A 21026-nucleotide genomic window follows, 5' to 3' on the forward strand; every position below is an offset into this window, starting at 1 on the left:
TTCATCAGCGGCGCGGTTCACTTGCCCCACCAGGCCTCGTGCTGATCGATTCGCACCAGGCCGTCGGCTTCATGCGCGAGACGCGTCCGGCAGCCTTTGCCCCCGAGCGGCTCGCGGTGGAAACTCATCTCCACCAGAAAGGGATCCTCCTGGAGGCGGAACTCATAGCGCGGCCACAGCATGCCGGTGCGGCCGATGGTGCCGAAAAACAGCCGGAGCCGCTCGGAGTTCGGCCCCTCGGCATCCTCGATGATGCAGTCGTTCAGCAGCCACCACGCGCGCACCCGCTGCGGGCCCAGGCCGTTGTCCGCCAGGTGGTGCGAAAGTTCGACGACCGGCGCCGGAGCACGCGACGCCCCTGCCGGACTGCAACAGTCGCGCCAGAAAGCCGAGAGGACGCGACGCTCCAGTTCCTCGCGCGGGAACACCTGCCCGGGGGCGAAGATGTCGTCGCGAGCCAGCGGCGTGATGAAGGAGGGACGGCGATACGGCGGAGTCGAAGTCATGGAGAAAAAGGAGTGAGCTGAACGTTCACGCGACGCTGACGATGGCCGCGTGTTCACGCAGGAGCGCGAGGTCGGCCGCCGGGGCGGAGTCGGACCGGACGTGAAACGTCGGGGCATCCACGAGCAGCAGCCGGATCCACGCGCCACTCGCATGGTGCACAAAGGGCGGGAGCGAGAAACGGCCCGCGAGCCCGAGCGGTGCGCCGCCCAGCCGCATCAGTCGCGCACTCTCGCCGCGCCGGTTGTCCGCCGCCATCAGCACCAGGGGCGCGTCGAACGCGGCCACCAATGCGCCCATGGCGCGCGAGAGCGTCACGGCGACCAGCGCCGCATGCCAGCCGGGCGCCACGGCCCAGTGGGAGATCTCGGCCGGCGTGCGCTGCAGGCGGCCGCAGGCCGTCAGGACGTCGCCCACCGCGAGTTCGCAGTGTTCGCGAAACACGGGGCCGGTGGATTCCAGCAGCGACAGCACGTGCAGGTGCTCGAGCACGACTTCGCCGCAGAAGAAACGCGCGGTGATGGCACCGATCACGTGATCGTCGCGATCGACCGCCAGGACGCGCCAGCTTCCGGCCTCGTGCGGTGCCACGGTGCGACCGACGAAGGCGCGATACGCCGCCTCCCACTGGCCGTGTTCGCCGACCTCGATCCGCCGGTCCGGGAAGCGCCGCAGGCCGCGGGCGAAGGTGCGCCAGTCGGAGGGCGCGGTGACAACCAAACGGCAACCCACGGCCGACAGACGCTGGAGGCAGGCGGCGAATCGCGTGGTGGCTTCGACGGAGCCGCGAGGGCGGCGGGGGGAAATCGTTTCCATGTGGAGAGCGGGCATGGGAGACAGCCGGTCGTTGCGATGACGGAAGCGGAGAAGCGGAAGCTGGAGAATCATCGCCGCCATGGTCGCAGAAACCGGATCCGAAATGCGCGGGAGCGGGCGAAAATGCGTCGGGATAATTTCCCGGTTCCCTTCCCCTTTTTCCCGGGCATAGTGCGGACCCGTTCCGCTAGGATTGAGCCATGCCCGAAAAGAACTCCGCCCGCGTCGTCCTCGTCGAGGATCACACCATGGTCCGGCAACTCCTGGCGCATCTCGTGCGCGAGGATCTCGGGCTCAATCTCGTGGCTGACTGCACGACGGTGGCCGACGGGTGCGCGGTGTTGCTGCGCGAGAAACCGGATCTGGCGATCGTCGACTGGATGCTGCCGGACGGACGCGGTTTCGATCTGGTCCGCCAGGCCGGACCCAAATTGCCGCGCACGCGCTGGCTGTTCATTTCGTCGAACGAGCAGGGGCACCTCGTGCGCGAGGCGGTTTCGCTCGGCGTGCACGGCTTCGTGATGAAGCGATCGGATCTGTCGACGCTGCGGACCGCGATTTCGCGCGTGCTGGCGGGCGAGAAGTATTACTGCGCCGAAAGCTCGCGGCTCCTCGTGGAGAAGATGGTCGACGAGGGCCGGACCGTGGCGGTGAACCTCACCGCCCGCGAGCGCGACGTGCTCCGCGGCTTCGCCCGTGGCGAGAACCCGAAGATCCTCGCCGGCCGCCTCGGCCTGAGCAGCAAGACCGTCCAGAATCATCTCGTGATGCTGAAGGACAAACTCGGCCTGCATGAGCCCGCCGAGCTCGTCCACTACGCGATCAAGCACGGGCACATCGAGGCACCCTGACGAAACCGGAAACTGGAGTCCGGAGACCGGAAACGGGAATTCGGATACCGGATACGCGGGCGTAAAATTGCGGATTTCGGATTGCGGAATGCGGATTTTTCCGAACCGCGCGAGTCGGTTTCCGGTTTCCGGTTTCCGGTTTCCGGTTTCCGGTTTCCGGTTTCCGGTTTCCGGTTTCCGGTTTCCGGTTTCCGGTTTCCGGTTTCCGGTTTCCGGTTTCCGGTTTCCGGTTTCCGGTTTCCGGTTTCCGGTTTCCGGTTTCCGGTTTCCGGTTTCCGACTACCGTTTCGGCGGGGCGACCTGATGCGGGCTTACGGCGGCGCGCACGGCGATCAGGGCGAAGACCTTCGGCACGTACATCCGCGTTTCGGCGGGGAGCGAGTCGGCGATTGCGGTGTAGGACTTCGTGCCAAGCTTCGTCAACGTGCGACCGACGCGGCCTTCGCCGGCGTTGTACGCCGCCAGCACCAGCGCCCAGTTGCCAAACCGGCCGTGCAGCATCTTCAGGTAACGCGCCGCCGCACGCGCCGATCGTTCCGGGTCCGTGCGATCATCGGGCATGAACGTCGACAACCCCATCGATTTCGCCGTCTCAGGCATGAACTGGAAAAGTCCCTTCGCCCCCACCGGACTGCGCGCCACCGGATTGAGCGAACTCTCCGCCTCCGCCAGCCACGCGAGCTCCGGCGGCACGCCCTCCGCCACGAACATCGCGCGCAGCTTCGGCATCAGCGTGGCCGCATTCGCCGGCGCGGGCCGGCTGCGCACGCGCGCCATCCACAAATCGTAGTGCGGCACGGGCTCCGTCGTCGTGACGACCGGCGGGGGCGGTGGTGCCGGCTGACCCGGTTTGGGCGGGGGCGCTGGCGCTGGTTTCGGCGCTGGCTTGGGCTTCGGCCACGAGAGCGCCTGTTTCGCGCCCTCGATCGCATCGATGCGTTGCTCGAGCCAGTCCGCGAGATCGCTGTAGCCGGGCACCATCCGCAACGCATTCAACGCCGCCCGCCCCTCGGCCGCACAATCAGCCAGGTCCTTGAGCGAATCGCCCTCGAGCGCGCGCTGGAACTTCGCGACAAACGCATCCCAGCGCTCCTTCGTCGGAAAATCGTACTTCGCCTTGATGTCGGCCGGCGCGAGATGATCGAAGAGCACCCGCCCGATCCGAAACATATCCTCGCTCTCCGCCGCGACCGACGACGGCGGCGCCGGTTGCGCCGCAAACGCGGCACCCGCGGAAAGCGCGCTGAGCCAGAGCAGCGTCTGAAGACTCCGCCGACGCGCTTGGTACATGAATTGGGTCTTCTTATCCCAATCGCTCCTTGCTTTTGGACTTCTGGATCGATCATGGCTACGAGCGCCAGCGAGTGGCCGAACGGCCACTCGCTGGCGCTCGTAGCCACGGCTAAAGTCCAAAGGCAAAGAGCGATTGGTATTATACACGAAGGGAGCGGGACGCCGAGGTGACTCCCTCAACATCCAAACCTTCTTTGCCCACGAAACACACGGAATACACGGAAGAAAATCCGGTTTCCGTGTGTTCCGTGTGTTCCGTGGGCCACCTGATTGGTTGTTTTCGCCGTCCATGGTCGACGTTCTGCGTGCACATGTTCACGGGTTGAGCGCGGCGCTGACCGCGGCTTTCAACTTTAGTGCCGGCATCTCGGTCAGCGCCGGCGGTGTTTCGCCCAGATAAGTCTTCGCGTTCTTCGCGACCCAGTCCGTCGTCACAAAACGATAGCGCCGGCCGGGCTCGATCGCGCCGCGCACCGCCACGAGCAGATTCTCTCCGCCCCGCGCGGCAAAGGGCGTGTCCGGCCCCTGGTTCGCACGCCCGATCAGCGCCTGCAACCAAGCGCCGTCGACCTCCGCTTCATACAGCGCACCGTCAAAGCGCACGCAGGCATCGAACGCGAAACGCGACACGTCGCCCGCCGGCAGGCCCGCGCCAAAGGTCGTCGCGCCCACGAGCGCGACGTCCGCCTTCGCCGCCACTCGCGCCGCATCGACGGCAAACGCCGCGGCCGCACTCGGCCCGAGCGCGCGCGGCGTGCGTCCGACCACGACCGTCTCCTCGGGTGTCAGGTGCTGCGCGAGCGTGGCGCGGATGCGTTGCGCGAGTTGCGGCTCCACTGCGTCGTCCGCGCCGAGCGACACCTGCTCGACCCGCCAGTCGAGGCCCTTGCCCGTGCGCTGGAGCCGCGCGACCGACATGAATTCCATCCAACTGCCCGAGTGCACGTACGTCGTGCCACCATCGCGATGCACGAAGCGCAGATGATCGTGCGCGCCGGCGAAGAGCGTCCCGTCCGGCACCAGCGGCAGCATCGCGCGGTCCGCGCGCAGCCCGGCATGACTGAGCACGATCGGGAGCACACGCGTTCCGCCTGCAGCCGCGTCGAGCAGTCCGGAAAAGTTCTCCCGCGCCCACACCACCGGATCGGCGAGATCGAGCTGCGGTCGGATCGCCAGCCGGTACGTGGAGAGGCGATCGGTGGTGACGCCCACCAACACGGCCTCATGCACCCCAAGCTTCACGCGCGTCGAGGCCGGCGCATACGGCCGGCCGGTGCCGGGATTGCGCAGATTGCCGCTGATCACTTTCACGCCGGTGGCTTCGAGCCGCCGGACCGTTTCCGCGACGTCGAAATAATCGGGCTCGTGATTGCCCAGGTTGACCACGGTGGGCGCGCGCTGGGCCAGGGCCGCGAACATCGCGAAATCGATTGCGCCCTCGGTCCGCCGCGCAACGACGTTGCCGTACTCGAAGGAGTCGCCGTTGATCAGAATCGCGAGCGGCACACCGGGATGCTCCTGCTTGAGCCGATCAACGCGCGCGACGAACTGCGCGGTGCGTTCATACGCGGAGTGTTGATCGCCCATCAGCACGACCAGCGCCTCGGGCAACGCGGTGCCGGTGGTGGCCGCACGTCCGGCCAACGAAGCCAGACTCAGGAGCAAGCCGATAAAAAAGGTCGCGCGGTTCATGGTTTGCATCCGACACCGTGCACGGGACCGGAAAGAAATCACTACGGCACTTCGTAAATCTCAATCAACGCCACGCCGGTGCCCCCGTTGGCGCCGGCGACCTGCGCGGTGTAGCTGCCCGGATCCAGGGTCGCGACCATCGCCGCATCGCGGGACGCCGTCGTGAGTTGAAACGCCCCGACCGCGGCAAACGCCGTCGTGAGCTCTGCCGTCCCGCCCCAGTTGTCATTCTCGAGCACCTTCAACGCGGCGGCGTTGTAGAGCTCGAGCACCGGGTCGGTGAGCACGCCCGTGACGCCGAAGACCGTGAGCGTCGGCCCGATGGCCCGGATCAGCACGCGCTTGCGATTCGGCCCCGCGATCACGAAGCCGGCGATCAGGCGATCGCCACCGGTGCCGCTGAGCGCGCGGGCCGAGACGTTGACCAGCCGCGGCGTGCTGACGTCGAAGGCCGCACCGGCCGTGACATCATAAATTTCGGCGAGCACGACACCCGTGGTGCCACCGACGCCCGACAGCTGGGCCGAGTAACTCGCAGAGGTCATCGCGCCGTTGTAGAGCGCCGCGTCGCGGCTGCCCACCGGCAGCGCAAACGCCCCGACCCGGGAGAACGTGGCCGCGTCGGTCGCGTTCCAGTCATCGTTCTCCTGCAGTTTCACCGACGTCGCACTGTAAAGTTCGACCTTGGGGTTGGTCAGCGCACCGGTGACGCCGAAACCCGCCAGCGCCGGCCCCACTCCGCGCACCAGCAGCGGTTTCGTGCCGCTGGTGCCGGCCCCGCCCACGACGAACCCCACGATCAGTGTCTGCGCACCGGTGCCGGCGCGCGTGCGAATCGAAAGATTGGCGATGCGGCTGACTTCGACCGGGGCCGACACCACCGGGTTCACCGTCAACCGGCCCGCGGTGCTGATGACCGTTTCCTGGGTGTCGCGCACCACCACGTCATACACGCCCGCCGCCGAGGCGGTCGCACCAGCAATCGTGAACGTCGGCGACGTTGCACCCGCGATTGCCCCGCCGTCCTTCCGCCACTGATACGTCACGGCGCCGACTCCGCTCGCCACCACGCGAAACGTCGCGGTCTCGCCCACGGCGATCACCTGATCCCGCGGTTGCGTCGAAAGCGAAAGCGCGGTCCCGATCACGGCGAAGCTGGCGGAAGCCGACGTCGCGACGGCGCGCGCCCGCGGCAAACTGCGCGGCACGGTGGTGGCGGAACCGGTGCCCCAGGAGACGACGCTGCCGTCCGACTTCAACGCGAGCGCATGAAACGCACCGGCCGCCACGGCGACCACGCCGCTGAGTCCCGCTGGCACCGTGGTCTGGCCGGCGTTGTTCGCGCCCCACGCGGTGACCGTGCCATCCGTTCGCAGCGCCACGACAAACTGGCCGCCCGTGAACACGCCGCAGGCCGCGATTGCCGCGATGCCGGTCGTACCCGCGGGCGGCCGGCCAAAGGTGCTGCCCCAGGTGGTCAGCGTGCCATCGCGTTTCAACGCCACGCTGAATTCCGTGCCCGCCAGGATCGAGACGACGTCAGCCAGGCCCGTCGGCACCGTGGCCTGGCTCAGGTTGTTGGCGCCCCACGCCACCACGGTTCCGTCGGCCTTCAACGCGAGCGCGTGATTTCGTCCGATTGAAAGTCGAGTGACCGTCGTGAGTCCGGCCGGAGGCGTTATGTGCGCCGCCGTGGTGGAGCCCCAGAGCTGGACGGTACCATCGCGTTTGACCACGCCACTGACGTCGACGCCAGCCGCGACGCTCACGACGTCGCCCAAGCCGGCGGGAACCGAGGTCTGGCCGCTGCCGTGATTGCCCCACGCCACCACGGAGCCGTCGGTTTTCAACGCGACCACATGCTGATCGCCGGCGGCGATGGCCTGCACGCCCGTGAGCTCGAGCGGCACGCTCGTCTCCGGCTCCGGCGTGACGGGCAGTCCGGTGTTGCCGGAGAAAAAGGTCGCGCCCTCGCGGCCCCATGCGGCGACGACGCTCGCGGGGGCGGCGGGCACCGTGACTTCGACGTCGAGAAACTGCGAGGGTTCGTCCCCACCGCGCGCGATCGGCTTGATCGAGAGGCCGTGCGCCGCATCGGTGAACGTCGAGCCGATCGGCAGCGCCGCGTCGGTGGCCGTCACGCCCGGCGTCGTGAGATCGAGCAGCTGGCTTTGCTGGCGGTTGTTGTAGCCCCAGACCACATACGCGCTGTTGGCCTGCGGCGTGCCGGTGGCGAAGTTCTGCCGCAGTCCCACCCAGTACCAGCGCACGCCGTCGCTGAAGATGCGCAGCGCCTGCGGCTGGGTCCGCGAAGCATTGCGGCTGTCGAATCGATAAATCCGATACGTGCCGCTCGTCGCGACCGTGGTCACCGCGGCATCCGGCAGCCAGCCGAGCCGGTTCTTGTGCCACGCGTTGAAATGATGCCGCGCATCGCGCGTGACGTTGGTCACGGACGTCGAGCCCATGGTGTCGAACGGATCGCCATACTCGAGCGTGGTGCCGGCGGGCGAAATCGGATTGGCGTCGGTGACGCGCCACAGATTGGAATGCAGCAGCCCATAGGTGTGGCCGAGTTCGTGCGCGACGGTCGCCGTCGTGAACGAACCGCTGCCGTTGATCCAGATGTTGGCACCGTTGATCAGGCCTTCGCCGCCAAAGGTGATTTTCGAACCTGGAATCCGGCCCGTGCCGATGTTGGGAAATACGACGATCACGCGATCAAAGCCGCTCGATCCGGCCGCGGCGCGCGCGTCCGCGTGCAGTTGATCCTCGTTGTCCGCGATCGCATAGGAACTCGCCGTCTGCGGCATCCGGAAGACGGTCGGAGTCACGGTGGTGACAAACGAGGTCTGCCCATAGCTCATGTCCTCGAACAGCGGGCGCACGCCGGTATCCATCACGGACTGCGCCGCCTGCTGCGAAATCGGCTCGCCGGGCACGTCGGAAAAATCCACGCGGATGACGAGCACCTGCTTCGTCCCCGTGGTCCACGCCGTCGGCGCCTCCGCCGCGCGACTCGGGCCGGCGGCCGAAACGTTGACGGATCCGTCCTCGCCGGCCTCCAACTGCCGCGCGTACGTGGCCAGCATGTCCGGCGCGGTGTCGCACAACTCCACCACGCGCCCGGCCACCTCGGCCACGGTCAGCGCCGCGGTGTTCACGCCGAGGCCTGCGGCCAGCGGCGCGACGGGTTGGTCCGACACCGGGCACGCCGCCATCGCCTCGCCCGCGGGAATTTCCTCCGGCTCGAGGACGCGCAACGGGCTTTCGTGCAACGCGAGCTCCCGATCGATCGCGATGCCGTGCAGCGCAACCCCGGCCAGCGCGGTCTGCGGCTCGCGGCGACCGTAGACGTGAGCCGTGTACGTTTGCCCGCCGAGCAACACCCGCCGGCGCACGGGCACCGGTGCGACCGGTTCGTCGGGAGCAGGCGTCGTGGCCACGAGGCTCAACTGCCCGCGGCCTGACAGCCGCACTTCCAATTCGGCCGCAACGACCGCGGGAAGATCCCGCCGCACCACCGCCGGCACGGCCAGCGCCAGCGCCCGGCGGGGATCGGCCACCATCACACGCTGCAACGCCTCGCGGCGCGTCCGCGCCAGCGCCACACCCTCGGCCACCAAAGCCTCGCGATCGGCCGCAGGCGTCTGCCGGAAGCGTTCGCTCCACGCGCGAAAGGCCGCAAAGGCGGCGGGCGGCGTCGGTTCATTCCAAGCCTGGGCATAGCCAAACTGTTCGAGGAGCTGACGGCGTTCCGCGGCCGCGGCGCGCATGAGGTCCGCGAGTGCGTTCGATTCCGGCGCTTCGCCCGGCACCAACACCGGGAGCGGTCCGGGACGCGGGGCGTGAGTCGGGCGTCTTGGCCAGAATCCGCTGACGGCGACCACCGCCAGCACAACCAACAACACGACACGGGGTAAGCGCATGTAAGGTGGCGTCGTTGTTGCGGCGTTTCGGGGTGAATGACGAGCAAATCCCAACCCAGCGGCCGCCGTGGGCGCATTGGCTTCGCCGCCGCGGCAAATCGGAGCGGTTTCCCGCGTTGACCCGCTGCGCGGCCCGGATAGCTACAACCCTCCCAGATTGAACCGAGTCCACATCAAAACCTACGGGTGTCAGATGAACGAACGCGACAGCGAGGCGGTCGCGGCGATGCTGCGCGCGCGCGGGTACCGGATCGTGGCGAACGAACAGGAGTGCGACATTCTTCTGTTGAACACCTGCAGCGTGCGCGACGCCGCGGAACAGAAGGCAATCGGCAAGGCGGGCTACCTGCAGCAGCGGAAGAAAAAGCAGCCGGACTTCGTTTTGGGAATCCTTGGCTGCATGGCGCAGAACCGCGGCGCTTCGCTGCTCGAGCAACTCCCTGACGTCGACCTGATCATCGGGACGCAGAAATTTCACCAGGTGCCCGGCTATCTCGACAATCTCCGCGCCGCGCGTGAGGCCGGGCTGCCGATCGGCGAGACGATCGTCGACATCGCGGAAGAGGCGGGCTCGCAGAACACGATCAAGGATCATCTCGCGCACGACGCTCCCGGCGAGGAGGCCGGCGAAGCCCCGGTCAGTGCCTTTGTTTCCATCCAGCAGGGCTGCAACATGGATTGCGCCTTCTGCATCGTGCCGAAGACGCGCGGCGACGAGCGTTCGCGGCCAATGGAGGACATCGTGGCCGAGTGCCAGGCGCTGGCCGCGCGCGGCGTGCGCGAAGTCACCCTGCTCGGGCAGATCGTCACCAGCTACGGCCGGCGCGACTACGCGCACACCGGCGGCGTGACGCCCTTCGTGCAACTGCTCGAGCGCGTGCACGCGATCGACGGCATCGAGCGCATTCGTTTCACGTCGCCGCACCCGCGCGGGTTCAAGGACGACCTCGTCGCGGCCTACGGCCGGCTGCCGAAACTCTGCGGCTACGTGCACCTGCCGTTGCAGAGCGGCAGCGATCGCATCCTGCGCGCGATGAACCGGCCGTACACGCGCGAGCGTTACCGCGAGATCGTGGACGCCCTGCGCGCCGTGCAGCCCGACATGTATTTTTCGACGGATGTGATCGTCGGCTTCCCGGGCGAGACCGAGGAGGATTTCGCGCAGACGCGCGAGCTGTTCGAAGCGTGCAACTACGACATGGCGTACGTCTTCAAGTACAGCATCCGCAGCGGCACGCCGGCAGCCGGGCTGGCGGATCAGGTGCCGGACGAGGTGAAGGAGCAGCGCAACCAGATCCTGCTCGAGATCCTGCAGAAGAATTCCCTGCGCCGCACCGCGCAGCTCGTGGGCACGATTGAGGAAGTGCTCGTCGAAGGCCGGGACAAGAGCGGCACGCATTTCACCGGCCGCACCCGCGGCAATCGCGTGTGTGTGTTCGATGCCGACCCGCGCCTCGTCGGCCAGCTCGTGCCCTTGAAGATCGAGCGCGCGAGTGTCAGCACGCTTTATGGGGAGCTGGTGCTCGCGGGAGTGAATGGTTGAGAGGTGAGAGTTGAGAGAAAAACCCTCGTCGCCACCGATCCGAACCACACTCCTGCAACTCCTGGATTTGCTCTCAACTCTCAGCTCTCAACGCTCAACTTCCCGCGCCTCTCCGATGTCCCTCACCCTCGCCACGCTCATACCCGGACTGCTGCTGATCCTGCTCGGCGTTCCGCTGGTGCTTAATCACTCGGGGTACACTGCGATGTTGAAGGCGTTTCCGCGCTCGACTGCCGCCGCCTACCTGTTCTTCGGCGCCGGCGCGGCGTGGTTCCTGTACGCGATCTGGAATCTGTCGCCGGCCGACTTCGGCGAGTACCGGACCTATCTGTTTATCGGATTCCTGATCGTGGCGGTCCTCTCCTTCAAGTGCGTGCCCGACTTTCTCGCGGTGCGCGGGCTCGCCGCCGTGGTGCTGATGGGCGCGATGCCGCTGCTCCAGGCGGCCTACATGGAATACGACAAACCGCAGCGCCTGCTGATGGTGAGCATCGTCTATCTCGCGCTGTCCGGCGCCATCGTGCTCGGTGCCCAGCCGTGGCGGCTGCGCGATTTCTTCAGCTGGCTGTTTGCCCAGCCCTCGCGCGCGCGGGGGATCGGCGGCGCGCTCGCCGCCTACGGCGTGGTGCTGTCGATCGTCGCCTTCACCTACTGACGCCCGCCGCGCATGTCCGCCTCGCCTTCGCACCCGGCCCGGGCCGGCTCCGTCCCGGTGCTCCTCGTCATCGCCGGCCCCGCGGGCTCCGGCAAGAGCACGCTCTGCGATCGCCTGGTTCACGAACGGCCGGATTTTTCACGGGTGGTGACAACCACGACGCGATCGCCGCGCGACGGCGAGGTCAACGGCGTTCACTATCACTTCTTCGCTCCCGCCGAGTTCCGCCGCCGCATCGCCGCGGGTGAGTTCCTTGAGTGGGCGCAGGTGCACGGCGATCGCGAGGACAGGCTTTACGGCACGTTGAAATCGAGCGTCTTTGACCCGCTCGCCCGCGGCCAGAGCCTCGTCATGAGCATCGACGTGCAGGGCGTGGAGAGCCTCCGCCAGGTGGCCCGGCGCGAGCCGTGGCTGCAACGCGTGCTGACGACCATCTTCATCGTGGTCGATCGCGATCGCCTGATCGCGCGGATGCGGGAGCGGGCGAAGGATCACGAGGACGAGATCGCCCGCCGGATGGCCACGGCCGAAGCCGAGCTGCGCGAAGCGGGCAAATTCGATTTCACCATCGAGAGCCACACGCGCGACGAGGATTTCGCCTCGCTCCTGGCCATCGTCGAACGCGCCCGGGCTCGCACCACCGCCGCCGGGGCTTGAGTTCCCGCACACGCCGCGAGCGGAGCGTCACTGCTCCTCGATGACGTAGTGACAGCCCTTGCTCCGCGGATTGAGCGACGCGGCGTGCACCACGAGCAGCGCGGACTGAATCGCGTTGCGGAGCTCGATCAGCTCACGCGTCAACCGGCAGCCGCGATAGAAGCTCTGAATCTCCTCGCGCAACTCGATCAGGATGCGCCGGGCCCGGGTCAACCGCTTGGGCGAGCGCACGACGCCGGCGTAGTTCCACATCGTGTGCTGAATCTGCAGCATGTCCTGGCGGATGAGCACGGGATCAGCATCGCGCGTGGGGCTTTCCCATTCGCGCGGTTCGGGCAGGCGAAACGTGCCGCGCGCGACGTCGGTGCCATCGGCCAGCGCGCAAAACTTCGCGCTCACCAGGCACTCGAGCAGCGACGTGCTCGCCAGGCGGTTCGCGCCGTGCAGCCCGGTGCAGCCGGTCTCACCGATCGCATTCAGATTCCGGATATTCGTGCGGCCGTGCAAATCCGCGTGCACCCCGCCGCAGGCGAAATGCGCAGCCGGCACCACGGGGATCGGCTCGCGCGTGATGTCGATGCCGTGCTCGAGGCAGCGTTCGAAGATCGTCGGAAAGCGATCGCGGATGAACTCCGGCGTCATCGCCGACAAGTCCAGCAGCGCGTGCGTCTCGCCGCTGCCCGCGAGCTCCTGCTTGATGGCCCGGGCGACGACGTCGCGTGACGCCAGCGACCCGCGGGGATCGACCACATCCATGAAACGTTCGCCGCGCGCATTGAGCAGCACTCCGCCCTCGCCGCGCAGCGCCTCGGTCACGAGAAAGCGCGGCGCATTTTTCTTCGCAAAGACCGTCGGGTGAAACTGGACGTACTCGAGATCGATCAGGCGCGCGCCCACGCGATACGCCATCGCGACGCCGTGCCCCACGCTGCCCGGTTGATTGGTCGTGTGCAGGAAAATCTGCCCGAGCCCGCCCGTTGCGAGAATGGTTTTCTTCGCCACGATGGCCACGGTCTCGCCCGACTCGCAGTCGAGCACGTAGGCGCCGAAGCAGGTCAGCGGCTCATAGCGATCCGCCAGATCCTCGGAGTTGTGCGACAGCGTGAGGAGATCGATCGCGACCCAGCCGGCGCGACGGGTGATCAGCGGGGTCGCGTCAACGCGAGCCGCGACCGCCGCGAGGATTGAATGCCCGGTGGAGTCCTTCGTGTGGATGATGCGCCGCGCGCTGTGACCGCCCTCACGCGTAAAGTCCAGCGCGCCGGCCGTCGTGCGATCGAAGCCGACGTTGAGCTGATCGATCAGCAGCTCCTCGATCGCGCGCGGGCCTTCGCGCACGAGATGATCGACCGCGACGGGATTCGCCGTCCGATCGCTGGCCTCGAAGATGTCGCGGGCGAGCGCCTGCGGATCGCCGGTGTTGTCGTAGATGATGCCGCCCTGCGCCCAGTCGCTGTTCGCCGCCATCGGATCGGCGAGCGAAAGCAGTTCAACCTTCAGCCCGAGCTCGGCCGCGCGCAACGCGTAGGCCGAGCCCGCGAGACCGGAGCCGATGACGAGGCAATCCGTGCGCAGGACCTTCACCGCTTGGAGGCGCGGGCGGTGCGCCCGCTTTGGCGTTTCGAAGCCGGCGCGACGCGCGTGCTCCCCGCAACGATATCGAGGCTCAAATCCACCGCGGTGGCGGAATGCGTCAGCGCGCCGATGCTGATGACGTCGACCCCGGGCAGCGCGTAGTCGCGCAGCGTGGCCAAGCGCACGCCACCGGACACCTCGACGACCGCCCCGCCCGCGATGAGCGCCACCGCCCGCCGAATCATCTCCGGTGCCATGTTATCGAGGAGAATCACGTCGGCTCCGGCGCGCACCGCCTCCTTCACCTCGGCCAGCGTCTTCGCCTCGACCTCGATCTTCGCGAGATGCGGCGCTGCCGCACGGGTCCGCTCCACCGCGCGCGTCAGCGAGCCGGCGGCGGCGATATGGTTGTCCTTGATCAACACGTGCTCGCCCAGCGACGAACGGTGATTGGCGCAGCCGCCGCAGCGCACGGCGTATTTCTCCAATGCCCGCCAGCCGGGCGTCGTCTTGCGCGTATCGGCAATCCGGACACCGGTGCCGGCCACGGCGTCGGCAAACGTCCGGGCGAGGGTCGCGACGCCGGACAGGCGCTGCAGGAAATTCAAAGCGGTGCGCTCGGCCGTGAGCAACGAGGCCGTCGGCCCGCTCACGCTCATCACCTTCGCCCCCGGCTTCACGCGATCGCCATCGCGCGCGAGCGCCGCGACCTTCACCTGCGGATCGACCCGCGCGAACACGCGCGCGGCGACGTCGAGTCCGCACAGCACGAGATCCTGTTTCGCATCGATGAAACCACGGGAGCGGTGGCGCGAATCGAAGATCGCGCGGCTGGTGACGTCGCCCAGGCCGGCGTCCTCCTCGAGCGCGAGGTCGATGAGATGATCGGTGCGGGGTGAAATCATGGGGCAACAGCGGACAGTGCGTTCACGCAGGTGGAGAGAATACGGGGCGCGGCGCCTTCAATCGGTGGGCGACAACTCGAACATCCGCTCGATGCAGCGCGCGGCACGGCGACGCATGTCCTCATCGAGCGTGACGATCTGATCGGGGCGCGGCGCGCGCAATGCGTCCCGCACCTTCTCGAGCGAGTTCAGCTTCATGTAAGGGCACAGCCGGCAGCCGCCGATGAACTCCTTCTCGGGCGACTCCACCTGCAGGCGCCCGACCAGCCCGCACTCGGTGAGCATCAGGTAGTACGGCGCGCCCGTGGTCTTCACATACTTCATCATCGCGCCGGTGCTGCCGACGAAGTCCGACACTTCCGCCACCTCGGGCGGGCACTCCGGGTGCGACACCACCTTCAACCCGGGATAACGATGCCGCGCCGCGGCGATGTCGTCGGGGGTGAACTGATCATGCACCATGCAGGTGCCGTCCGACGTGATGATTTCCTTGTCGACGCCGCGCCGGCGCAGCTCCTCGCGCAGGTTCTGGCCCATCAGCCGATCCGGGACAAATAGGATGCGTTTCGCGGGCAGGTGTTCAACAATGTGATACACGTTGCCGGAAGTGACGCAGACATCCGACTCGGCCTTCACCTCGGCCGTGCTGTTGATGTAGCAGACGACCGTGGCATCGGGATAGAGCGCCTTGAGTTCGCGCAGCTGCGCGCCCGTCAGGGAATCCGCCAGTGAACAGCCCGAGCCACGATCCGGCACCACGACGGTGGCGTCAGGTGAGAGGATCTTCGCGGTCTCGGCCATGAACACGACCCCGGCAAACACGATGACCTTCGCGCGGGCCTCGCGCGCCTTCATGCTGAGGAAATACGAATCGCCGCGAAAATCCGCGACACCGTAGATGATCTCCGGCTCGACGTAGGAGTGGGCCAGGATGACGGCGTCCTTTTCCTGCTTCAGCTGGTTGATCTCGAGGGTGAGCGGCGCAATCGCCCGGCACGTCTCGTAATTCCAGGTCTTTCCACGCGGGTCGCAGTCCACGTGCATGAGCGACCGCAACAGTCGGTCCGTCTCGAGTTCGATGGCATCAGCGGTGGCGATCATGGCAGCGTGCAGCAAATTCACTTCCGCGGGGCGGTCAAAGTTATCTCTCAGGGTTTGACCGCGGATTTCGCGCATGAAGCGGATGGCCGGGAAGCCGGCGCACGTTCCATCCGCGTCCTGCCTCCAAAAGGCTGCGAGCGCCGCAGCGGCGTGTTGCCGAGCGACCCAAGTCCGCGCTGAGTTCACGCATGCGACACTCTCCGGCGGCGGCGCAGCTCATCTCTTCACTCGGCCTCGAACCGCTCCCGGAAGAAGGCGGATTCTTCCGGCAGACCTGGCACAACGCGACGGGCACGGCGATCTACTTTCTGATCACGCCCGACGCTTTCTCCGCCCTGCATCGCCTGACGCACGACGAGATCTGGCACTTCTACGCGGGCGACGCCGTTGACCACGTCCAACTCGATCCTGCGAACGGATCGCTGCGGCGCGTGCGCCTCGGCGCCGACGTTCTTGGCGTCGAGCAGCCGCAACTTGTCGTGCCCGCGGGCGTGTGGCAGGGCGCGCGCCTGGCTGCGACTGACCTCGGCCGCAGCGACTCCGCGCGCAAGGGATTCGCGCTGTTGGGCTGCACGATGTCGCCGGGTTGGGACCCCGCCGGTTTCACGCTCGGAGCGCGCGCGGAACTCGAGCGCGCGTTTCCCGACGGCGCAGAATTGATTCGCGATCTGACGAGATGATTTTTGACAGGCCCCCGGCTTCCGGCCACGGTCACGCCGTGACTCTGGCCGACCTCAGAAAAGAATACTCACTCGCAGGCCTGACGGAAAGCGACCTCGCCCGGGATCCGTTCCGCCAGTTTGAAAAATGGTTCCAGGAGGCCGAGGCGGCGAAGTTAACCGAGCCGAACGCGATGACGCTTTGCACCGCGTCGCGCGACGGCCGGCCGGCGGGACGCACGGTGCTGCTGAAGAGTTTTGACGGCCGCGGCTTCGTGTTTTTCTCCAACTACGAGAGCCGCAAGGGCCGGGAGCTGCACGACAATCCCCACGCCACGCTGCTGTTTCCCTGGCTCGCGCTCGAGCGGCAGGTGATTGTCGAAGGCACGGTCACAAAAGTGCCGCGCGAAGAGAGTGAGGCCTATTTCCACTCCCGGCCCCGCGCGAGCCAGCTGGGCGCGTGGGTCTCGCAGCAAAGTTCTCTCATCTCCGGCCGCGGCATGCTCGAGGAGAGCATGAAGCTGCTGGAACAGAAATACGCCGGCCGCGACGTGCCGCTGCCACCGCACTGGGGCGGCTGGCGTCTCGCACCGGAGCTCGTCGAATTCTGGCAGGGCCGGCGCAGCCGCCTCCACGATCGGCTGCGGTATCGACGCGAGAAGGACGGCTGGGTGGTCGAACGCCTCGCCCCGTGAGTTCAGGCGACGGGAGACGGGCGACAGGAGACCGATCACGCTCCTGATCGCCGTACCCCGTCACCTGTCCCCTGTCTCTTGTCTCCTGTCTCCTGTCATCTGATCCCCGCCCGTGCCTCCCCGCCGAAAAAGCGTCCGCCCGCTCCGCCGTGACCGCCCCGGAAAAACGGTTCCGCCGTCGCTGCTCGCCGCTGCCTTGCGCGCGCAAAGCGAGGGCGTGTTCATTGCCGCGTGTTCCGGGGGCCCGCGCGGGCTGAAGATCCTTTTCGTCAACGACAGCTTCTGCGCCATGACCGGCCGGCCCGCCGTCGAGCTGATCGGCCGCTCGCACGGCCTGCTGCACGTCGATCCCGCTGATGTGACGCGCCTGCGCCGCTGGCTGCGGCAGGCGCGGCCCGGGCATCCCCTGACGGGAGACGGCCTGCTGGTGCGCGGTGATGGCAAGACGATCAGTACCGCGTGGAGCTTCGATCCGCTGTTCAACGCCCGCGGCCGCGTGACGCACGTGGTCGCGACCTATCGCGACCAGACGGAAAAACGGCGGCTGCAGGAGGCGCTCGTGCACGCGCAGCGCCTCGACGCCGTGGGCCGCCTCGCCGGCGGCGTCGCGCACGACTTCAACAACCTGCTCTCCGTCATCAACGGCTACTGCGAGATCCTCGCCGCCCACGTCTCGGCGAATCCGCAGGCGATGCGCGAGGTGGCCGAAATCCATCATGCGGGCCGCAAGGCCGCCGCCCTCACGCAGCAGCTGCTCGCGTTCAGCCGCCGCCGGCCGCTCGATGCGCGTGTCATCAACCTGAATACGCTGATTCACGAGAACGCGGAGATTCTCCAGCGACTGCTCGGCGACGCCGGCAAACTCCAGCTCGAGCTGACCGCGGGCCTGCCCAACGTGCGCACCGACCCCGCGCAGTTCCAGCAGGTCATTCTCAACCTGATCCTCAACGCCCGCGACGCCCTGCGGGACGACGGCCACATTCGCGTCAGCACCGCGGTGCGCGACATCGGCCCCGGCGAAACGCGGCGGCCCGCGGACATTCCGCCCGGCCGCTATGTCACGCTCACGATCGCGGACAACGGCACGGGCATGGACGCCGAGACGCAGAAGCATCTCTTCGAGCCCTTCTTCACCACGAAGCCCGAGGGCAAGGGCACGGGCCTCGGGCTCGCGCTGGTCTACGGCGTGGTGCAGCAGAGCGGCGGTTACATCTCGGTGCGGAGCGAAGTGCTCGTCGGCTCGACCTTCGAGGTGTTGCTGCCGCCCGCAAACGAACCCGTGGTGGAAACGCCGCCGATCATGACGCCGCTGCAGTCGATGCGCGGCAGCGAAAACGTGCTGCTCGTCGAGGAGGACGACGTCGTGCGCAAGATGGTCGCCGGCATCCTCACGTCCGACGGTTACCGCGTGACCGCGCGAAAATCATTCACGGATGCGGCCCGCGAGCCGATGCCATCGCGGCCGTTCCATCTGTTCATCGGATCGCTCGCCGGTGAGGGCGAAAAATTCGCCCGCCGGCTGGTCGATGCCTGTCCGGGCCTGCGCGTGCTCTGCACGAGCCAGAACGATTTCAAGATGCCCGTCGGCTGGATTCCGCCCGGGCGTCAGGCCGTGATCAACAAACCGTACGCGCTCAGCGAGCTGATGCGCGCCGCGCGCAAGTTGCTCGACACCTGATCCCGCGCGCGAGGAAATCGCCCATGCTGGTCTACCTCATCCGCCACGCCCACGCCGTCGATGCCGGCGAGGATCCCGAGCGTCCGCTCAGCGACCGCGGCACGGCGCAGGTGCGATCGATCGCTGCGTTTCTGAAGCAGACGAAGGAGTTTCAGCCGGAGGAGTTCTGGCATAGTCCGCTCGTCCGCTCGCAGGAGACGGCGGCATTGCTGGCAAAACGGCTGCATCTCGACGTATCCGTCACACTGATGCCCGACCTGGAGCCCGAGGACGATCCCCGCGCAATTGCGCGCCGGATCAAGGCCGCGACGGTGCCGATCGCGATCGTGGGCCACGAACCCCACCTCAGCTCGCTGGCCTCGCTGCTCATCGCCGGAAAGCCGGAGCCGGCGAAGTTCGTGATGAAGAAGGCTGCTGTCCTGGCGCTCGAGGGCATCGGCGATCACTGGATGGTGCGCTGGCACATCCACCCTGATCTTGTCGCATGACCATTCTGCTCACGGGTGCGTCCGGTCTGGTGGGTTCTGCGTTCGCCCGTGCGGCGAAGCGTCGCGGACACCGCGTGATCGGATTGGTCGGCGCGTTCCCCGGCGCCATCGATGGTCTGGAGGTCAAACAACAGGTCGATCTGAGCAACGATGCCGCCACCACGGCCGCGGTGCTCGACGCGTTTCCCGAGGCCATCGTGAACTGTGCGGCGGTGTCGGTGCCGGAGCAGTGCGACGCGAATCCCGCGCTCGCGCAGGCGCTGAACGTCACGCTGCCGACGACTCTCGCCCGGCTGGCGCATCACGTCAGCGCGCGCTTCGTGCATCTCTCCTCGGAACAGGTGTTCGACGGCACGCATTCGAAGCCGTACGCCGCGACCGATGCGCTCGCGCCCATCAATCTCTACGGGCGCCAGAAGATCGAAAGCGAGCGGGCGGTGCACGCGGCGGCGGCGGACTTCGCTGTGACGATCCGCGCGCCACTCCTGATGGGCAACAGCGTCGGCGGTCAGCGCAGCAACCACGAACGCCTCTTTGCGGACTGGGCCGCGGGCCGGACGCCCCGCCTGTTCACGGATGAATTTCGCCAGACGTGCACGGCCGAAAATCTCGCGGAGGTGATGGTCGAGTTGTGCGAGCGCCAGGATCTCCGCGGGATTTTTCACTGGGCGGGCACTGAACTTGTTTCGCGTTACGCGCTGGGCGTGGCGATCCGCGAGCACTTCAAGCTCACTGCGACCCAGGCGCCGATCACCGCCGTCGCGCGGGCAGAGGTGCCGGAGGCCGCGCGAAAGCGTCAGGCGCGGCTCGCCTTGAATATTTCGCCGCTGGCGGGGAAACTCAAAACGCGGCCGCAGGCCGTGGCCGAGCAGCTCGCCGAACTGAACGTCCCGCCGCCGTGTCGCGCGTGGTATCTGGGTTTGCAGTGACGGGCGTATCATTCCCATCGCCGCTGGCTTGTGGCTCGTGGATGGGCCGTGACTGGGAGCGCCAGAGCGCGGCCGTCCCCACGCGCTGGCGCTCATAGCCACGGTCGAAGTCCGAAGGCTAAGGCCGCGCGGTTCAGCGCTCCCGCATGAAAAGGTGGAGAGTTCCCTTGGCTTTCGCGGCCGCGTGCTGTGCGTTCTCCCGCGTCGCATGATTCTGGAAATCCTTCCCACTCGCACCGCCGGTGCCGCCGAGAACATGGCGGTGGATTTTCTGCTGCTGCAGCGTTACCCGCGCGCCGCGGTGCCGCGCTTTCGCCACTACGAGTGGCGCGCACCGGCGTTCACTTTCGGCTATTCGCAGAAAATCGACTTCGTCCGCACGCAGCTGCCGCCGGGTGAAACATTTGATCTTTGCCGTCGGCAGACCGGAGGCGGAATCGTCGATCACCGGGACGACTGGACCTACGCACTCGTGATCCCGCGCGGCCATCCGCTCGAGGAAGTTTCGGCCACGCAGAGTTACCGCCTGATTCACGAGGCACTCGCGGAGGCGTTGCGCGCGCAGCAGGTCGATGCGATCACGCAGACGTCCGTCGTTGAGCCCGGCAGCGAGCGCACCGGCGCTGCGCAGGCGGCCCAGGCTCCCGCGGCGGGCCCGGTGGCGACACCAGGCGTGTGTTTCCAGCGCGCGGAACTTCACGATGTGGTGCTGGCATCGACGGGCGTGAAGATCGCGGGCGCGGCGCAGAAGCGGAACAAGCACGGCCTGCTCTTCCAAGGATCGATCGCCCGATCCGCCGTGGGGACTGCAACGGTCGATTGGGACCAGTTTGCGGAGGACTTCATCAGCCAGCTGGGCGTTGCGTTGGACTGCGTCCCTGAAACCGTGCCGTGGCCCGAACTCAACGACGACGAAGTCAGCGGTCTCGCGGAACAGTATGCGTCCACCGAGTGGATCGAGTATCGCTGAGGGCGTACCCGGGAGCTCAGGTGTCCCGCCTGCTCCAGGATGTTCGCGTGAATTGCAGGCCGGAGGCCTGCGCTCCCGGGCCTCCC

At 67.2% G+C, this 21026-nt stretch carries 18 protein-coding genes; 10 read left to right on the forward strand and 8 right to left on the reverse strand.

All coding sequences use genetic code 11. From position 1 onward, the window contains the following. Window positions 1-17 precede the first annotated feature (17 nt). Both ACLJEU_RS26490 and ACLJEU_RS26495 read right to left on the reverse strand, forming a co-directional pair. Complete coding sequence (locus ACLJEU_RS26490) at window positions 18-506, reverse strand: hypothetical protein (protein ID WP_414664603.1); 489 nt, start codon at window positions 504-506, stop codon at window positions 18-20. Between the two features lie 25 nt (window positions 507-531). Continuing rightward, window positions 532-1335, reverse strand: a complete 804-nt coding sequence (locus tag ACLJEU_RS26495; RefSeq protein ID WP_414664604.1) for a hypothetical protein — start codon at window positions 1333-1335, stop codon at window positions 532-534. Window positions 1336-1520: 185 nt separating this feature from the next. Between ACLJEU_RS26495 and ACLJEU_RS26500 the strand changes: the two genes are divergently transcribed. After that, window positions 1521-2171, forward strand: coding sequence for a response regulator (locus tag ACLJEU_RS26500; protein ID WP_414664605.1), 651 nt, complete (start codon window positions 1521-1523; stop codon window positions 2169-2171). 279 nt (window positions 2172-2450) lie between these two features. On the opposite strand, the gene ACLJEU_RS26505 is transcribed toward ACLJEU_RS26500, so the two are convergent. The 3 genes from ACLJEU_RS26505 to ACLJEU_RS26515 all read right to left on the reverse strand — a co-directional run bounded on the left by ACLJEU_RS26505 (window position 2451) and on the right by ACLJEU_RS26515 (window position 9085). Beyond that, window positions 2451-3461 carry a lytic transglycosylase domain-containing protein gene (locus ACLJEU_RS26505; RefSeq protein ID WP_414664606.1) on the reverse strand — a complete coding sequence of 337 codons (1011 nt, stop codon included), beginning with the start codon at window positions 3459-3461 and terminating at the stop codon, window positions 2451-2453. 318 nt (window positions 3462-3779) lie between these two features. Continuing rightward, window positions 3780-5156, reverse strand: coding sequence for a 5'-nucleotidase C-terminal domain-containing protein (locus tag ACLJEU_RS26510; protein WP_414664607.1), 1377 nt, complete (start codon window positions 5154-5156; stop codon window positions 3780-3782). A 41-nt stretch (window positions 5157-5197) separates the two neighbouring features. Then, window positions 5198-9085 carry a hypothetical protein gene (locus ACLJEU_RS26515; protein WP_414664608.1) on the reverse strand — a complete coding sequence of 1296 codons (3888 nt, stop codon included), beginning with the start codon at window positions 9083-9085 and terminating at the stop codon, window positions 5198-5200. A 157-nt stretch (window positions 9086-9242) separates the two neighbouring features. Between ACLJEU_RS26515 and miaB the strand changes: the two genes are divergently transcribed. The 3 genes from miaB to ACLJEU_RS26530 all read left to right on the forward strand — a co-directional run bounded on the left by miaB (window position 9243) and on the right by ACLJEU_RS26530 (window position 11940). Further along, window positions 9243-10628, forward strand: a complete 1386-nt coding sequence (miaB, locus tag ACLJEU_RS26520) for a tRNA (N6-isopentenyl adenosine(37)-C2)-methylthiotransferase MiaB (RefSeq protein ID WP_414664609.1) — start codon at window positions 9243-9245, stop codon at window positions 10626-10628. 115 nt (window positions 10629-10743) lie between these two features. Continuing rightward, window positions 10744-11283, forward strand: a complete 540-nt coding sequence (locus tag ACLJEU_RS26525; protein WP_414664610.1) for a hypothetical protein — start codon at window positions 10744-10746, stop codon at window positions 11281-11283. A 12-nt stretch (window positions 11284-11295) separates the two neighbouring features. Next, the gene (locus ACLJEU_RS26530; RefSeq protein WP_414664611.1) at window positions 11296-11940 is read left to right on the forward strand and encodes a guanylate kinase; all 645 of its coding nucleotides are present in this window, start codon (window positions 11296-11298) and stop codon (window positions 11938-11940) included. A 27-nt stretch (window positions 11941-11967) separates the two neighbouring features. On the opposite strand, the gene ACLJEU_RS26535 is transcribed toward ACLJEU_RS26530, so the two are convergent. Genes ACLJEU_RS26535 through nadA form a run of 3 tightly spaced genes read right to left on the reverse strand, consistent with a single transcriptional unit; the run spans window position 11968 to window position 15521 of the window. Then, the gene (locus ACLJEU_RS26535) at window positions 11968-13524 is read right to left on the reverse strand and encodes an L-aspartate oxidase (RefSeq protein WP_414664612.1); all 1557 of its coding nucleotides are present in this window, start codon (window positions 13522-13524) and stop codon (window positions 11968-11970) included. Then, on the reverse strand, window positions 13521-14420 hold the full coding sequence (gene nadC, locus ACLJEU_RS26540; RefSeq protein WP_414664613.1) for a carboxylating nicotinate-nucleotide diphosphorylase: 900 nt from the start codon (window positions 14418-14420) through the stop codon (window positions 13521-13523). The genes ACLJEU_RS26535 and nadC overlap by 4 nt, the downstream gene beginning before the upstream one ends. A 57-nt stretch (window positions 14421-14477) precedes the next feature. Beyond that, window positions 14478-15521 (reverse strand): quinolinate synthase NadA, encoded by a 1044-nt coding sequence (gene nadA, locus ACLJEU_RS26545; protein ID WP_414664614.1) that lies wholly within the window; start codon window positions 15519-15521, stop codon window positions 14478-14480. Between the two features lie 188 nt (window positions 15522-15709). Between nadA and ACLJEU_RS26550 the strand changes: the two genes are divergently transcribed. From ACLJEU_RS26550 to ACLJEU_RS26575, 6 genes are all read left to right on the forward strand, one after another. Then, on the forward strand, window positions 15710-16201 hold the full coding sequence (locus tag ACLJEU_RS26550; protein ID WP_414664615.1) for a cupin domain-containing protein: 492 nt from the start codon (window positions 15710-15712) through the stop codon (window positions 16199-16201). After that, window positions 16198-16875 (forward strand): pyridoxamine 5'-phosphate oxidase, encoded by a 678-nt coding sequence (gene pdxH, locus ACLJEU_RS26555; RefSeq protein WP_414664616.1) that lies wholly within the window; start codon window positions 16198-16200, stop codon window positions 16873-16875. Before ACLJEU_RS26550 ends, pdxH begins: the two co-directional genes overlap by 4 nt. Window positions 16876-16987: 112 nt before the next feature. Next, window positions 16988-18553, forward strand: coding sequence for an ATP-binding protein (locus ACLJEU_RS26560; RefSeq protein WP_414664617.1), 1566 nt, complete (start codon window positions 16988-16990; stop codon window positions 18551-18553). A gap of 23 nt (window positions 18554-18576) precedes the next feature. Continuing rightward, entirely contained in the window at window positions 18577-19041 is a 465-nt protein-coding gene (gene sixA, locus ACLJEU_RS26565; protein ID WP_414664618.1) for a phosphohistidine phosphatase SixA, read from the forward strand. Then, window positions 19038-19970 carry an SDR family oxidoreductase gene (locus ACLJEU_RS26570; RefSeq protein WP_414664619.1) on the forward strand — a complete coding sequence of 311 codons (933 nt, stop codon included), beginning with the start codon at window positions 19038-19040 and terminating at the stop codon, window positions 19968-19970. Before sixA ends, ACLJEU_RS26570 begins: the two co-directional genes overlap by 4 nt. A 208-nt stretch (window positions 19971-20178) precedes the next feature. Continuing rightward, window positions 20179-20940: a lipoate--protein ligase family protein gene (locus tag ACLJEU_RS26575; protein WP_414664620.1), complete on the forward strand. Its 762-nt coding sequence runs from the start codon at window positions 20179-20181 to the stop codon at window positions 20938-20940. Window positions 20941-21026 lie beyond the last annotated feature (86 nt).

The organism is Terrisphaera buseokensis (assembly GCF_047521145.2).
Classification (GTDB): Bacteria; Verrucomicrobiota; Verrucomicrobiia; order Opitutales; family Opitutaceae; genus ER46.

Excerpts from the sequence above, each read along its gene's own strand:
- ACLJEU_RS26505 (WP_414664606.1), bottom strand. The coding sequence starts at position 3,461 with ATGTACCAAGCGCGTCGGCGGAGTCTTCAGACGCTGCTCTGGCTCAGC.
- ACLJEU_RS26515 (WP_414664608.1), bottom strand. The coding sequence starts at position 9,085 with ATGCGCTTACCCCGTGTCGTGTTGTTGGTTGTGCTGGCGGTGGTCGCC.
- nadC (WP_414664613.1), bottom strand. The coding sequence starts at position 14,420 with ATGATTTCACCCCGCACCGATCATCTCATCGACCTCGCGCTCGAGGAG.
- ACLJEU_RS26570 (WP_414664619.1), top strand. The coding sequence starts at position 19,038 with ATGACCATTCTGCTCACGGGTGCGTCCGGTCTGGTGGGTTCTGCGTTC.
- ACLJEU_RS26495 (WP_414664604.1), bottom strand. The coding sequence starts at position 1,335 with ATGCCCGCTCTCCACATGGAAACGATTTCCCCCCGCCGCCCTCGCGGC.
- pdxH (WP_414664616.1), top strand. The coding sequence starts at position 16,198 with ATGATTTTTGACAGGCCCCCGGCTTCCGGCCACGGTCACGCCGTGACT.
- nadA (WP_414664614.1), bottom strand. The coding sequence starts at position 15,521 with ATGATCGCCACCGCTGATGCCATCGAACTCGAGACGGACCGACTGTTG.
- ACLJEU_RS26490 (WP_414664603.1), bottom strand. The coding sequence starts at position 506 with ATGACTTCGACTCCGCCGTATCGCCGTCCCTCCTTCATCACGCCGCTG.
- sixA (WP_414664618.1), top strand. The coding sequence starts at position 18,577 with ATGCTGGTCTACCTCATCCGCCACGCCCACGCCGTCGATGCCGGCGAG.
- ACLJEU_RS26525 (WP_414664610.1), top strand. The coding sequence starts at position 10,744 with ATGTCCCTCACCCTCGCCACGCTCATACCCGGACTGCTGCTGATCCTG.
- ACLJEU_RS26550 (WP_414664615.1), top strand. The coding sequence starts at position 15,710 with ATGCGACACTCTCCGGCGGCGGCGCAGCTCATCTCTTCACTCGGCCTC.
- ACLJEU_RS26575 (WP_414664620.1), top strand. The coding sequence starts at position 20,179 with ATGATTCTGGAAATCCTTCCCACTCGCACCGCCGGTGCCGCCGAGAAC.
- ACLJEU_RS26510 (WP_414664607.1), bottom strand. The coding sequence starts at position 5,156 with ATGAACCGCGCGACCTTTTTTATCGGCTTGCTCCTGAGTCTGGCTTCG.
- ACLJEU_RS26500 (WP_414664605.1), top strand. The coding sequence starts at position 1,521 with ATGCCCGAAAAGAACTCCGCCCGCGTCGTCCTCGTCGAGGATCACACC.
- ACLJEU_RS26530 (WP_414664611.1), top strand. The coding sequence starts at position 11,296 with ATGTCCGCCTCGCCTTCGCACCCGGCCCGGGCCGGCTCCGTCCCGGTG.